This is a genomic window from Rhodococcus sp. IEGM 1370 (assembly GCF_033142325.1).
In the GTDB taxonomy this organism is placed as follows: domain Bacteria; phylum Actinomycetota; class Actinomycetes; order Mycobacteriales; family Mycobacteriaceae; genus Rhodococcoides.
In genome coordinates this window covers 518388-531331 of sequence record NZ_JAWLRY010000002.1, presented here as the reverse complement: position 1 = coordinate 531331, position 12944 = coordinate 518388, and the positions used below count along the sequence as shown (strand labels likewise).

Sequence of the window (12944 nt, the reverse complement as noted above, 5' to 3'; positions counted from 1 at the left end):
ACTGCGCATAGGGTTTCGATCTATGACGCACGCCACCGACGCGCCGGCATCGACTCCCCCGCCGGGCGCACCTTCGATGATCTCGCTCAAATCCGTCGACAAACATTTCGGTGATCTGCACGTCCTCAAGGACATCAACCTGGAAGTGCCGGCCGGACAGGTCGTCATCGTCGTTGGTCCTTCCGGATCGGGCAAGTCGACCCTGTGCCGGACGATCAATCGGTTGGAACCGATCGATTCCGGTGCCATCGAGGTGGACGGAGACCTGCTCCCCGCCGAGGGCAAGGCCCTGGCCGCACTGCGTGCCGACGTGGGCATGGTGTTCCAGTCGTTCAACCTGTTCGCGCACAAGACGATTCTGCAGAACGTCATGCTCGCGCCCATGAAGGTGCGCAAGCAGAAGAAGGACGAGGCAGAGAAGAGCGCATTGGCTCTGCTCGAACGCGTGGGCATCGCCAACCAGGCCGACAAGTACCCCGCCCAGTTGTCCGGTGGTCAGCAGCAGCGTGTCGCCATCGCTCGATCTCTCGCCATGAACCCCAAGGTGATGCTGTTCGACGAGCCCACCTCGGCCCTCGACCCCGAAATGGTCAACGAGGTACTCGACGTCATGACCTCGCTTGCCAAGGAGGGCATGACGATGCTCGTCGTCACCCACGAGATGGGCTTCGCTCGCAAGGCAGGCGACCGCGTCATCTTCATGGCCGACGGAGCCGTCGTCGAGGACACCGATCCGGAGACGTTCTTCAAATCCCCCAAGTCCGAACGAGCCAAGGACTTCCTCGGCAAGATTCTCGGCCACTGACCCGCTGCACCGTTCATTCCGTTCACCCCACCCGATCCTTAAGGACATTCACAGTGAGAATCACCCGCCCGATCCGCCTCGGTGTCGCCATCGCCGCTCTGTCCATCGTCGCCACCGCCTGCGGCGGCGGCGAGGAAGCACGCACCATCTCCAGCAGCGCAGAGGCCGGCAACCTCATCGTCGGTATCAAGTTCGATCAGCCCGGCCTCGGGCTGCGCAACCCCGACGGCACGTTCAGCGGATTCGACGTCGAGGTGGCCAAGTACGTTGCCGGTCAGCTGGGTGTCGACGAGGCCAACATCGAGTTCAAGGAATCCCCCTCGGCCCAGCGCGAGACGCTGATCGAGAACGGTGAGGTCGACTACATCGTCGCCACCTACTCGATCACCGATACGCGCAAGGAGAAGGTCGGTTTCGCCGGACCGTACTTCGTGGCGGGACAGTCGCTGCTCGTTCGCAACGACAACACCGACATCACCGGACCTGCTTCTCTCGAAGGGAAGAGGCTCTGCTCGGTCTCCGGTTCGACTCCGGCGCAGAACATCGCCGACGAGTACCCCGGCGTGCAGCTACAGAACTACGACACCTACTCCGCCTGCGTCGAAGCCCTCAACAACAACTCCATCGATGCGGTGACGACGGACGACATCATCCTCGCCGGTTACGCCGCTCAGTTCCCGGGCCAGCTCAAGGTGGTCGGTGAGCCGTTCACCACGGAGAACTACGGCATCGGCCTGAACAAGGACGACACCGAAGGACGTAACCAGATCAACGACGCCATCGAGGAAATGATCTCCAGCGGTGCCTGGGAGCAGGCGTTCAACGACACCGTGGGTGCATCGGGTTACCCGTTGCCCGAGGCACCCACCGTCGATCGTTACTGATCTCTGATGCCGCCGAGTACCGCTGTGCAATCCGGGCAGAAGTACTCGGCGGCCTGAATTCTCTCTGAGCCGTAAGGACCTGAGGCACCTTGAACCTATTGAGCAAATACGGCAGTCAACTCGTCGAGGTATTCATCACGACGATCCAGTTGACACTGCTGTCGGCGGTCGGTGCGCTGATAATCGGCACGGTGGTCGCGGCCATGCGCGTCTCACCGATCCCGATTGCGCGAGCGATCGCCACCGTGTACGTCACGATCTTCCGAAACACTCCACTGACGTTGATCATTCTGTTCACCTCCTTCGGCCTTTTCCAGACCCTGGGTGTCTCGTTGGCATCGCAGTCGTCGCCGACAGGCTTGGTGGACAACAACTTCCGACTCGCCGTACTCGGCTTGAGCGTGTACACGGCGTCGTTCGTGGCCGAGTCACTGCGATCGGGCATCAACACCGTCCCCGTCGGTCAAGCCGAAGCGGGTCGCTCTCTGGGCATGACCTTCACCCAGAACGTCAGCATCGTCGTTCTCCCACAGGCGTTCCGGGCAGTGGTGGGCCCGCTCGGTAGCGTTCTGATCGCCTTGACGAAGAACACCACGATCGCGTCCGTCATCGGTGTGGTCGAGGCATCGTTCCTGATGAAAGAAATGATCGAGAACGAGGCCGCGATCTTCGTCGTCGGTGGCATCTTCGCACTCGGGTTCATGATCCTGACGCTCCCGACCGGGTTGCTGTTCGGCTACATCAGCAAGCGATTGGCGGTGTCATGATGAGTGATGCAGTAGCAGTTCTGTACGACGTCCCGGGCCCGAAAGCGGTACTGCGATATCGCATTCTGACCGTGGTCGTTGCAGTCGTCTCGCTGGGGATCGCGTTTCTGATCTACCGGGCGCTCGACTCGAAGGGGCAGTTGACCGCTGAGAAGTGGGATCCGTTCCTCGAATCGACCACGTGGACCACCTATCTCCTGCCCGGTATTCAGGGCACGCTGGTGGCAGCGGCCCTGTCGATCGTGTTCGCCCTGATCCTCGGTGCCGTACTCGGTATCGGCAGGTTGTCCGATCATCGAGTCGTCCGAGTGATCAGCGGCGCATTCGTCGAGGTGTTCCGCGCCGTTCCGGTGCTGATCCTGATGATCTTCCTGTACGCCGTCTACGCCGACTACGAGGTCTTCAAGGTCAAGTACCTGGCCTTGGCTGCGGTGGTCACGGGCCTGACCCTGTACAACGGTTCGGTCATTGCCGAGATCGTGCGTGCCGGCGTCAACTCCCTGCCCAAGGGCCAGCGCGAAGCCGCGTCGGCGTTGGGCATGCGCAAAAGCCAGGTCATGCTCCTGGTTCTGCTCCCCCAGGCCGTCACCGCCATGCTTCCGGCGATCATCTCGCAGATGGTGGTGGCACTGAAGGACTCGGCGCTGGGTTACGTCATCGGTTACGTCGAAGTCGTCCGTTCCGGGCAGCAGGTGGGCGCGTTCTACAGCAACTACCTGCCGTCGTTGGTGATTGTCGCCGTCATCATGATCATCATCAACTCCGCTTTGACGAAGCTGGCCACCGTGGTCGAACGTCGTCTGCGTTCTCGCAAGCGCAAGGCCGGCGCGACTGAAGTGGTTCCGGCTCTCGACGGTGGTCAGGCAGCCTGACCCACACGACACTGCAACTGGTCGAGGCCGTCGACAAGTAAGGCCCGCAACACCGATGGTGTTGCGGGCCTTACTGTTTCTCGACGGCACCGGCTCGAGGTGGACGATCACATCGAGTCGGGGCCGTCGAAGTCTTCGGTATCGGCACCTGCACGGTCGAGCTGCTCTTTGACCACTGCGAATGCCATCGACTGCGAGTAGCCGCGGCGGGCGAGCATGCCGACCAGCTTGCGCACAACCTTGTCTCGCTCGGTTCGAGCATCGGGTCCGCTGGGATCGGGCAACTGCAGCGTGCGGAATCGCTTGCGTATCAACTCGGATGCGCGCTGACGCTCGTCGTCTGCATCGATCAGATCGAGTGCATGCACAGCGAGTTCGTTGCTGACTCCCTTGTTGCGGAGCTCCATGCTCAATGCACGTTTGCCCTTGCCGGAGTACTTGTGCCGGGATTGGACCCACTGCTGAGCGAAGGATTCGTCGTCGACCAGCTTGGCCTTCTCGAGCCGGTCGAGAACGGCGTTCGCGATCTCTGCGGTGAAACCCTTCTTGGCCAGGCTCGCTTCGAGTTCGTGCCTGCTGCGCGCTCGGTCGGTCAGCAACCGAAGGCAGACATCTTTCGCCTGCGCCTCGGTGCCGCCGCCTTCGTCTCGCTGCTGCACAGCGACAACAGGTTAGAAGTCGACCGGAGCAGCTGCGGGCTCCTCTGCGGTGACGTCCGCGCCGATCTGCAGCTTCTCCATGATCTTCTTCTCGATCTCGTCCCGTACGTCCGGGTTCTCGAGCATGAACTTGCGGGCGTTCTCCTTGCCCTGGCCGAGCTGGTCACCTTCGTAGGTGAACCACGAACCCGACTTACGGATGAAGCCGTGCTCGACGCCCATGTCGATCAACGAGCCTTCGCGGCTGATGCCCTTGCCGTAGATGATGTCGAACTCGGCCTGCTTGAACGGCGGCGCAACCTTGTTCTTGACCACCTTGACCCGGGTACGGTTACCGATGGCATCGGTTCCGTCCTTCAGGGTCTCGATGCGGCGGATGTCGAGGCGAACCGAGGCGTAGAACTTCAATGCCTTACCACCGGTGGTGGTTTCGGGAGAGCCGAACATGACGCCGATCTTCTCGCGCAGCTGGTTGATGAAGATGACGGTGGTGCCCGAGTTGCTCATGGCACCGGTGATCTTGCGCAGCGCCTGGCTCATCAGGCGGGCCTGCAGACCCACGTGGCTGTCGCCCATCTCACCCTCGATCTCGGCGCGCGGCACCAGTGCCGCCACCGAGTCGATCACGAGGATGTCGAGAGCACCCGATCGGATCAGCATGTCGGCGATTTCGAGAGCCTGCTCACCGGTATCGGGCTGTGACACCAGCAATGCATCGGTGTCGACGCCGAGCTTCTTCGCGTAGTCCGGATCCAGAGCGTGCTCGGCGTCGATGAAGGCAGCGATGCCGCCGGCTCGCTGAGCACTGGCCACTGCATGGAGGGCGACGGTGGTCTTACCCGAGGATTCCGGACCGTAGACCTCGATGACACGTCCACGCGGCAACCCTCCGATGCCGAGTGCCACATCGAGCGCGATCGATCCCGTGGGGATGACGGCGATGGGCTGTCGGACCTCGTCACCGAGGCGCATCACCGAGCCCTTGCCGAAGTTCTTGTCGATCTGCGCAAGTGCGAGATCGAGCGCTTTGTCGCGATCGTATGCAGCCATCGTGAGCTCCCTGTGTCGTGTCGTTCAGCTGTGTCGTGTCGATCAGCTTTGTCGTCGGTAACGCTAGAACGGGGTACCGACAAGAAGTTTCTCGAGACCGCTCAGCAACCGTTGACATCAGCATAGGGGAACACGTGTTCGAGTCAACTACCTCGGCTTTCGACACGCCGGAAAAGATCGACCGGACCGGTGCGGTACTACCAGCGCTCTTTCGGAACGTCGAACTCGTAACAGATCGAGCGCCACACTTCTCGCGGGTCGACGCCGTCCTCGATGGCCTGCGCTCCGGTGCGACCGATGCCGGACAACACATGATCGGCCAGCAGGGAGTTTCCTCGAACGGAGCCGAACTCCTCGGTGAGGAGTTCACGAAATTCGGTCAGACGCACAACGACAACCCTAGCGCCCGCTCCGTGGACCGCTGCGGGCGAGCACGTGACGACACACCGACACCGGATCCTCGACGGACTGCGACCCGTCCGCCGCCGCCCCCGCTGCCCGAGCGAAACGCGGATCGGACAGCACCGTGGCCACCGCGTCGGCGATCGAGGTCGGCGTCGGGGGTCGTACGATGACCGCACTCCCCTGCCGGGCGGCCCGATTCGCCAGCTCCCACTGATCACCACCGCCGGGGACGGCCACCACCGGAACGCCGTGGACGAGAGACTTGGCCAGCATGCCGTGGCCACCGCCGCATACCACTACATCGGCACGGCGCAGCAGTTCGTCCTGGCGGCCGAGGCCTGCGTTCGCCCAGCTCGGGAGAGCGTCGGGACCTCCGTCGAGAACGGAGGCCACGACCCGCACCCCCTTGCCGTCCAACCCTTTCAGCGCCATCTCGAGCATTCCTTCCGCACCGGTGAAGGCGGTCGACGGCGCGACCATCACCAGCGGTGCCGAGCCGTCGGGGGCATCGAGCAGCTCGTCCGTCGGCTCCCACAGCAGCGGGCCGACCACGTGCGCCTCCGCCGGCCAGTCGGGTCGGTGCACCTCTAGCGCTGGAATAGTGGCGACCAGCCGAGCAGCGGGACCCGGGTCCTCGGCAGGCAACCCGATGCTCGTCCGTGCGCTGGAACGCTGTGTGCGCCCCTGAGCGATCGAGCGTGCCGTCAACGCGCGCATCACCACATCGCGCAGCCTGCCCCGAATCCCGATACCCGGAGCCAAGCCACTTCCGATGGGCGGCAACCCTTTCGAGGGCGAATACAGAGGATGGGGCGAGAGTTCGACCCAGGGGATACCGAGACGCTCGGCGGCCATGCCACCCCCTGCGGTGAGGATGTCGGACACGACGAGATCGACGTTCTCCCGCTCGAGGTCGGGTAGCAACTCGGTCGAGACGAACGCCGCCCGAGAGTGGATCCGTTGTCCGGCATCGAGATCGTCGTCTTCCGGCCGCGGTGCGAGTCCACCCAGCGGAAGCGCTCGCAGGCCCGCGGCGTGCGCAGCGGGTACCCAGCGGCTACCGGTGAAGAGGATCGGTTCGTCGCCGGCCGCGCGGAAGAGCAGAGACAGGGCGATCGCCGGAAAGGCATGCCCCGGATCGGGCCCGGCCACCACTGCTACTCGCACCGACCCAGCGTGCCACACTCGAGCCGTACCGCTCGACGTGTGCCGAGATCAGGTCGCGAGAGGGGCGGTCAGGTCAGGACGCAGCCTCGTTCACGCACCCTCGGGTCGCAAGTAACGGTCGACGGCGAACGCCATCTGGCGTGTCACCTCGGCACCGGACACCCGCTCGGACACCATCTCCGCGGACTGGACCGCAGACTGCACCATCAGCAATACCAACGTGGCCAGAGTGGTGGGATCCCCCGGACGAATCGAGGAATCACGTTGTCCGGCAACGACCAGAGAAGCCAGTGCATCGATGATCAACGCCTGACTGGTTCCGAGCCGATGCAGAATGTACGTGGCGAGCACGTCGGAATCGGAACGCAGAATCTTCACGAAAAGCGGATGGAGTCGAATGCGGTCGGCAACGTCACCCACGGCAGTCACGAGCTGATCACGAGCCGGTGCCGAAGCGTCGAAGCTCGGAATCAGGGCACCGATCTCTCGGGTGAGCAGGCTCGACACCACAGCTCGTGTATCGGCCCATCTTCGGTACACGGTGGGCCTGCTGACCTTGGCGCGACGCGCAATCTCGGCCAAGGTCGTGCGCTTGACTCCGTGTTCGAGGATGCAGGACCGGGCCGCGTCGAGAACGGTGTTCTCGACCGACTTCTCGGGAGCAGCGGTCACGGACGACGACTGCGGTTGCTCCGACGAGACAGGACTCGACGCCGGCTGCTCGATCACGTGCCACCTTTCTCGATTCGGACAAAAAGACCGTATTGCGCGTAGTAACAGTCTATTTCGTTACAGTACCTCACGGTTACACGCACATCGGGCCCGAAGATCGCCGGTAACACGCATGCGCAATCTGCGTCGGGGGCATTCGACCAGGAATCGCCTCGGTCACCACCACGGCAATCGTCGACCCTGGCAAGCTGATCGATGTGATCGAAAAATCGTTGCGAGCATGACCCGATCGGTGACGGTGTTGACCAATCCGATGGCCGGCGGTGGGCACGCGGGGCACGCCGGACGGTGCGCCGTGGCTCGACTGCGGGAGCGTGAACTTCACGTCACGGCCATCGAAGGCCGCACACCCGGGGATGCGTTGACTTTGCTCGAGAAGGCAGTCGGCAGCGGTACGGACGCGGTGGTCGCCGTCGGCGGCGACGGGCTAGTCAATCTCGTCGTCCAAGTACTGGCCGGCACCGACGTCCCGATGGGCCTGATCCCGGCCGGTACCGGCAACGATCTGGCACGGTCTCTGGGACTGCCTCGAGGCAATGCTGTTCACGCCGCCGACATCGTCGCCGACAACGTCACCCGCGCAATCGATCTCGGACGGATCGGCGAGCGCTGGTTCGCCACCGTCCTGTCCAGTGGTTTCGACTCGCTGGTCACCGAGAGGGCCAAGCGACTGCGCTGGCCACGCGGACCGCTGCGGTACAACGCAGCGATGATGCTTCAGCTGGCGTCCCTCCGAAAGCTGCCGTACGTCATCGAACTGGACGATGCCGAGCTTCGTCTCGACGCCACCTTGGTCGCTGTCGGAAACGGCAGAAGTTACGGTGGCGGGATGGTCGTGTGCCCCGCCGCGCTCGTGGACGACGGCCTTCTCGACGTCACCGTCATCCGAGGGGTGAGCCGGACTCGACTGCTCGGACTGTCCCCCACGCTCTACCGGGGAACACACATCGACCGGCCCGAGGTGGACACCTACACCTCGACGCAGGTCACGCTGCGATGCGACGGAATCGTCGCCTATGCGGACGGTGAGCGAGTCGCCGAACTACCTGTCACCGCGCGTTGCGTGCCGCGGGCACTTCGGGTGTTCGTGAATCAGGATTCCATGGCTCGCGGGTGACCGAGCCGCCGCGTCAGAACTTCAGCGACGAGCGATCGTTGTCGGAGGAGATCGCCTTGTACAGCCATACCAGGCCCAACACGATCGCGCCGGCCACCACGAGCCAGAAGACACCCTTGATGATGGTGCCCAAAAGCGCGAGCGCAATCCAGATCAGAACGATGAATCCCAGTACTTTCCAGAACATGAGTGCTCCTACCGTGTCGCCGCGCACCGTGTCGTTTCGCGTACTTCGATACTGGCACTCGCGCGCGACGAACACATCGGGGTGAACCCTGAATTGTCTCAGCGGTGCCGCGACCGAATCCGGTCGAGTTCGGTGAGCGCCTCGGCCCACCCCTGCAGTCGATCCGTAGCCGACAGCAGCTCGCGTCGATGCGATTCCACGACCGTCGTCGACGCCGATCCTGCCGGTCCGGTCATCCGCGCGGCCGCGGCCACGAGCTGCTCGTACTGATCGACACCGGTGGCGAGTTCGGCTGCAGCCGAGGCTATTCCGCCCCGCAGGTGCTCGCGGGTCACAGCGCTTGCCGCCCCCGCACGTTCCAGAGCGGCGATGTCGACGGCGACTCCTTCGAGCCCGCGGGCTGCGTCGGAGGTCACCCCGATCATCTCCTCGACGTCCTCGGCACCGATCGTCTCGGATCTCGCCAGGATTCCCAGTAGCTCGAACAGACTCTGCTCGGCACCGGCCAGTCGGGTCATCGACTCGTACGCGGCAGATCCGCGCTGCGGCAACACGCGCTTGGTCGGTAGTCCAACCGGCACCGGTTGGGCTCGAAGTCGCCGCAACCGCGTCACCGCGAATGCGGCCGGGACAGCCATCAGCGCCGCACTACCGCCGCCCACGAACAGAGTCCACTCCGGTGCCGACAGCACGGCCATCCCCGCAGTTCCCACGGCCGTCGTCGTGGACGCGGCACCGAACCTGATTCCGCGTCGTCTGGCGCGGCGAATTTTCTTCAGGTGCTTGACGCGGGGATCCCTTCGGCGCCCTGCGGCGTCGAGAATCGAGGTCCCGACATTCCGAGCGGACTCCGCCAGAGATTTGACCACGGCACCGGACTCGGTGACGGCTGCGGTCACGGCCTCGCGATCGAGCGAAACGGCCGGCCGCTTACGCGACCGGCCGGCTTCGTGTTCTCTACTGTTCATGTCGACGTTGCTGTCGGACGTCCGAGCTGTTCGCCGGCTCGATCTATGCCTGAGCCGGTGGCTCGGGCGTCGCGTCCGGGGACTTCGAGATCGAGGGCTTCGCCGCGGCATTGCCCGACGGCAACGAGTCACCTGCCATCGATGCACGAATCTGTTCGAGGCGGCTGTGACCCGCCATCTGCACCGACGCCTGCTGAACCTCCATCATGCGACCCGACACGGTGTTCTGGGCCAGCTCTGCCGATCCGAGGGCATCAGCGTAGCGACGTTCGATCTTGTCGCGCACCGCGTCGAGGCTCGGGGTGTTGCCGGGCGCGGACAGCGTGCTGTCCATAGACCGCAGGGATTCGCTGACCTTCTCCTGCATCTTCGCCTGCTCGAGCTGGCTCAGTAGCTTGGTGCGTTCTGCGACCTTCGACTGCAGAGCCATGGCGTTCTGCTCGACGGCCTTCTTCGCCTGGGTGGCCGCCTGCAAAGACTGGTCGTGCAGGACCTTGAGGTCCTCGACACTCTGCTCGGCGGTCACCAGCTGTGCTGCGAACGCCTCGGCTGCGTTCGTGTACTGCGTGGCCTTCTCGATGTCGCCTGCAGTGGCGGCCTGATCGGCCAGCGTCACCGCCTGCCGCGCGTTCGCGTTGAGCTTCTCGACCTCGTCCAGCTGACGGCTGAGCTTCATCTCTAGCTGGCGCTGATTACCGATGACCGACGCGGCCTGCTGGGACAGAGCCTGATGCTGTCGCTGTGCGTCTTCGATCGCCTGCTGAATCTGAACTTTGGGGTCGGCCTTCTCGTCGATCTTGGAATTGAAGAGCGCCATCATGTATTTCCAGGCCTTGACGAAAGGATTAGCCATGGGGTGGTCCTGCCTCCATCTGTTGCGCCGCGGTGGCCGCGTACGGGTCGGCTGCTCTCGCAGTGACCGAAATGAACCTGTCCGTGCTGTGAAAGTCGGGTGCGTGGTCTGGGTCAGGAGTGGAAACTGGGTACTTTTCCGATCTTAGGCGGCGGCGAGTGCTCTGGCAGCAGGTGCCGGAATCACGACGCGAGTATCGCCGTCGATGCGGGTGGCGACCGCCGCCTCGTCGAGCCGCGCGACGGCGGTCGAGGCGTCGGACAGTGTCACACTGACATCGCTCATGACGTCCGAGAGCGGGACGGCGAGGGCGTCGCAGATCGCAGCGAGGAGCTCGCTCGACGCTTCCTTGCGACCGCGTTCGACCTCGGAAAGGTATCCGAGGCTGACGCGTGCGGTGTTCGAGACTTCACGCAGGGTTCGGCTCTGTGCGACGCGAGTACGCCGCAAACTGTCGCCGAGTGCTTCACGCAATAGCAGCGCCATCTCGCTCCTCCTCGTTGGTGTTCGTGCCGACGGCTGTGCCGTCGAGACGACAACGTTCACATCTCGTTCGTCCGGAGCCGTCACGATGTTCAACGTCCCAGTCGGTCCGATTGGTTCCCGACCCTATATGCCCGTTCACTGCGACACGCGCCGAAACAGCTGCGACACGGCCACCACGACTGTAGCCCGCCGACGAGTTCACGCGGAGGACACGCCTCGGCGCAGACGAACGGCCTGCACCACGTAGTCCATACCGGTGTAGACGGTGAGCAGTACCGCCAGCGCCATCAGGGCGACCGCGACCGGGTCGAACACGGTCGGCAGCGGGCACAGGTACACCCCGATCGCGAACGTCTGCACCAGAGTCTTCACCTTGCCGCCGCGCCCTGCGGGGATCACTCCGTGGCGGATGACGGCGAACCGCACCGCGGTGATGCCGATTTCCCGCACACCGATTATCACCGTCACCCACCACGACAGGTCGCCCAACATCGACAGTCCGACGAGCGCGGCACCGATCAGAGCCTTGTCCGCGATCGGGTCGGCCATCTTCCCGAAATCGGTGACGAGACCGTACTTGCGGGCCAACTGACCGTCGATCCGGTCGGTGATGGCAGCAGCAGCGAAGATCGCGGTTGCCGCCAGCCGCCAGGATGTGTCGTGGCCGTCACCGACGAACAGTGCCGCGAGAAAGACCGGCACCAGTGCGATTCGGAGCACCGTCAGGACGTTCGCGATATTGAGCAACGGCACTTCGTCCGGACCACCGGTGACAGCGTTGCCGTGAGGCAGTCCCGAATCACGTGGGACCGAAGCACCGGAGGGACGGTTGCCCGGAATCTCGCCACTGGATGGAACGCCGTGATCGGGCGTCACCGGCCCGCTCATCGGCAGAACCGCGCGCCGTCGACGACGTACCGGTCGGTGTGTCGGCTTCGGCGCAGCACCGATCCGCCGAGACGGGGACACAGCTCACTGAACGACACACGAAAAGTTTATCGGTTGCGGTACTGACTACTGTTCACCCCATGACTTCTGGGCCGAATCGGGCGAGTCGCGACATCGCAGACCCCGAATCCGACGTGCAATCCGACATCGCGGACCTCGGCTCCGCGAACGACGGCACCCTCGTCGTGCGTCGAGCCAGAACCTCCGACATCCCCGAGATCAAGCGTTTGATCGACATCTACGCCGGACGCATTCTGCTCGAGAAGAACCTCGTCACCCTGTACGAGGCGGTGCAGGAGTTCTGGATCGCCGAGCGTGACGGCGAGATCATCGGCTGCGGTGCGTTGCACGTGCTGTGGGCCGATCTGGGCGAGGTTCGCACGGTCGCCGTCGATCCCGCCGCCAAGGGGCACGGCGCAGGCCACCTGATCGTCGCCAAGCTGATCGAGGTCGCTCGTGATCTGGCGCTGCAGAAAGTGTTCGTGCTGACCTTCGAGGTGGACTTCTTCTCTCGACACGGGTTCGCCGAGATCGACGGAACCCCCGTGACAGCCGAGGTCTATGCGGAAATGTGCCGTTCGTACGACACCGGCGTGGCGGAGTTCCTGGACCTGAGTTACGTCAAGCCGAACACTCTGGGCAACACGCGGATGCTGCTGTCGCTCTGACAGAATTCCGGGATCACCCCTCGAATCCGGAAGAGAGCTCCATGCCCCTGATCGCCGTCAGCTACACCTACTCACCCGCCACCACAGACGGGCGCGACACTCACCGCGCAGCACATCGCGCCTGGTTGGCCGACCTACTCGACCGGAAAACCCTGGTGTCGAGTGGACCGTACGCCGATGGCAGCGGTGCGCTGCTGCTGGTGGAGGGCGCGGATGCTGCCACCGTCGAGAAGCTGTTCGCGCAAGACCCGTTCGCGGTGGAGAACCTGATCGAGTCGGCGACGTTCCACGAATGGACGCCCGTCATGGGCACCTTCACGTCCTGATCTTCCCCGCTCCCCCCGTTCGCGTGAATGGACCACTGCACTGCCGGGAC

Annotated in this window: 17 protein-coding genes; 7 read left to right on the top strand and 10 right to left on the bottom strand. The window is 63.8% G+C overall.

The window, feature by feature from the left end; genetic code table 11:
- The first annotated feature begins 76 nt into the window (after positions 1 to 76).
- The 4 genes from R4P47_RS05720 to R4P47_RS05705 all read left to right on the top strand — a co-directional run bounded on the left by R4P47_RS05720 (position 77) and on the right by R4P47_RS05705 (position 3328).
- Complete coding sequence (locus R4P47_RS05720) at positions 77 to 805, top strand: amino acid ABC transporter ATP-binding protein (protein WP_170944851.1); 729 nt, start codon at positions 77 to 79, stop codon at positions 803 to 805.
- A 53-nt stretch (positions 806 to 858) separates the two neighbouring features.
- Positions 859 to 1689, top strand: coding sequence for a glutamate ABC transporter substrate-binding protein (locus tag R4P47_RS05715; protein WP_068050691.1), 831 nt, complete (start codon positions 859 to 861; stop codon positions 1687 to 1689).
- A gap of 89 nt (positions 1690 to 1778) precedes the next feature.
- Positions 1779 to 2456, top strand: coding sequence for an amino acid ABC transporter permease (locus tag R4P47_RS05710; protein ID WP_068284151.1), 678 nt, complete (start codon positions 1779 to 1781; stop codon positions 2454 to 2456).
- Positions 2456 to 3328: an amino acid ABC transporter permease gene (locus R4P47_RS05705; RefSeq protein WP_068050696.1), complete on the top strand. Its 873-nt coding sequence runs from the start codon at positions 2456 to 2458 to the stop codon at positions 3326 to 3328. Before R4P47_RS05710 ends, R4P47_RS05705 begins: the two co-directional genes overlap by 1 nt.
- A 107-nt stretch (positions 3329 to 3435) precedes the next feature.
- Here R4P47_RS05705 and R4P47_RS05700 read toward each other — a convergent pair whose 3' ends face one another.
- The 5 genes from R4P47_RS05700 to R4P47_RS05680 form a co-directional block, all read right to left on the bottom strand.
- Positions 3436 to 3987, bottom strand: coding sequence for a regulatory protein RecX (locus R4P47_RS05700; protein WP_317784243.1), 552 nt, complete (start codon positions 3985 to 3987; stop codon positions 3436 to 3438).
- Positions 3988 to 3999: 12 nt separating this feature from the next.
- Positions 4000 to 5037, bottom strand: coding sequence for a recombinase RecA (gene recA / locus R4P47_RS05695; protein ID WP_008716921.1), 1038 nt, complete (start codon positions 5035 to 5037; stop codon positions 4000 to 4002).
- A 197-nt stretch (positions 5038 to 5234) separates the two neighbouring features.
- Entirely contained in the window at positions 5235 to 5426 is a 192-nt protein-coding gene (locus R4P47_RS05690; protein WP_027496833.1) for a DUF3046 domain-containing protein, read from the bottom strand.
- A gap of 10 nt (positions 5427 to 5436) precedes the next feature.
- Entirely contained in the window at positions 5437 to 6609 is a 1173-nt protein-coding gene (locus tag R4P47_RS05685; protein WP_269593690.1) for a glycosyltransferase, read from the bottom strand.
- A gap of 90 nt (positions 6610 to 6699) precedes the next feature.
- Positions 6700 to 7281, bottom strand: a complete 582-nt coding sequence (locus tag R4P47_RS05680; protein WP_411567305.1) for a TetR/AcrR family transcriptional regulator — start codon at positions 7279 to 7281, stop codon at positions 6700 to 6702.
- A gap of 280 nt (positions 7282 to 7561) precedes the next feature.
- On the opposite strand from R4P47_RS05680, the gene R4P47_RS05675 reads away from it, so the two are divergent.
- Positions 7562 to 8458, top strand: a complete 897-nt coding sequence (locus R4P47_RS05675; protein WP_317784241.1) for a diacylglycerol kinase — start codon at positions 7562 to 7564, stop codon at positions 8456 to 8458.
- A gap of 13 nt (positions 8459 to 8471) precedes the next feature.
- Here the strand turns inward: R4P47_RS05675 and R4P47_RS05670 are convergent, their stop codons facing one another.
- The 5 genes from R4P47_RS05670 to pgsA form a co-directional block, all read right to left on the bottom strand.
- Entirely contained in the window at positions 8472 to 8645 is a 174-nt protein-coding gene (locus tag R4P47_RS05670; RefSeq protein WP_179276638.1) for a hypothetical protein, read from the bottom strand.
- A 98-nt stretch (positions 8646 to 8743) separates the two neighbouring features.
- Entirely contained in the window at positions 8744 to 9613 is an 870-nt protein-coding gene (pspM, locus tag R4P47_RS05665) for a phage shock envelope stress response protein PspM (RefSeq protein ID WP_317784240.1), read from the bottom strand.
- A gap of 43 nt (positions 9614 to 9656) precedes the next feature.
- Positions 9657 to 10466: a PspA/IM30 family protein gene (locus R4P47_RS05660; RefSeq protein ID WP_068050702.1), complete on the bottom strand. Its 810-nt coding sequence runs from the start codon at positions 10464 to 10466 to the stop codon at positions 9657 to 9659.
- Between the two features lie 144 nt (positions 10467 to 10610).
- Positions 10611 to 10952 carry a helix-turn-helix transcriptional regulator gene (locus tag R4P47_RS05655; protein WP_317784239.1) on the bottom strand — a complete coding sequence of 114 codons (342 nt, stop codon included), beginning with the start codon at positions 10950 to 10952 and terminating at the stop codon, positions 10611 to 10613.
- A gap of 198 nt (positions 10953 to 11150) precedes the next feature.
- Complete coding sequence (gene pgsA / locus R4P47_RS05650) at positions 11151 to 11840, bottom strand: CDP-diacylglycerol--glycerol-3-phosphate 3-phosphatidyltransferase (RefSeq protein ID WP_411567297.1); 690 nt, start codon at positions 11838 to 11840, stop codon at positions 11151 to 11153.
- 140 nt (positions 11841 to 11980) lie between these two features.
- Between pgsA and R4P47_RS05645 the strand changes: the two genes are divergently transcribed.
- Both R4P47_RS05645 and R4P47_RS05640 read left to right on the top strand, forming a co-directional pair.
- Entirely contained in the window at positions 11981 to 12568 is a 588-nt protein-coding gene (locus R4P47_RS05645) for an amino-acid N-acetyltransferase (protein WP_262498345.1), read from the top strand.
- A 41-nt stretch (positions 12569 to 12609) separates the two neighbouring features.
- A complete protein-coding gene (locus R4P47_RS05640; protein WP_149405924.1) occupies positions 12610 to 12894 on the top strand; it encodes a YciI family protein in 285 nt (94 codons plus the stop codon).
- The last annotated feature ends 50 nt before the right edge of the window (positions 12895 to 12944 follow it).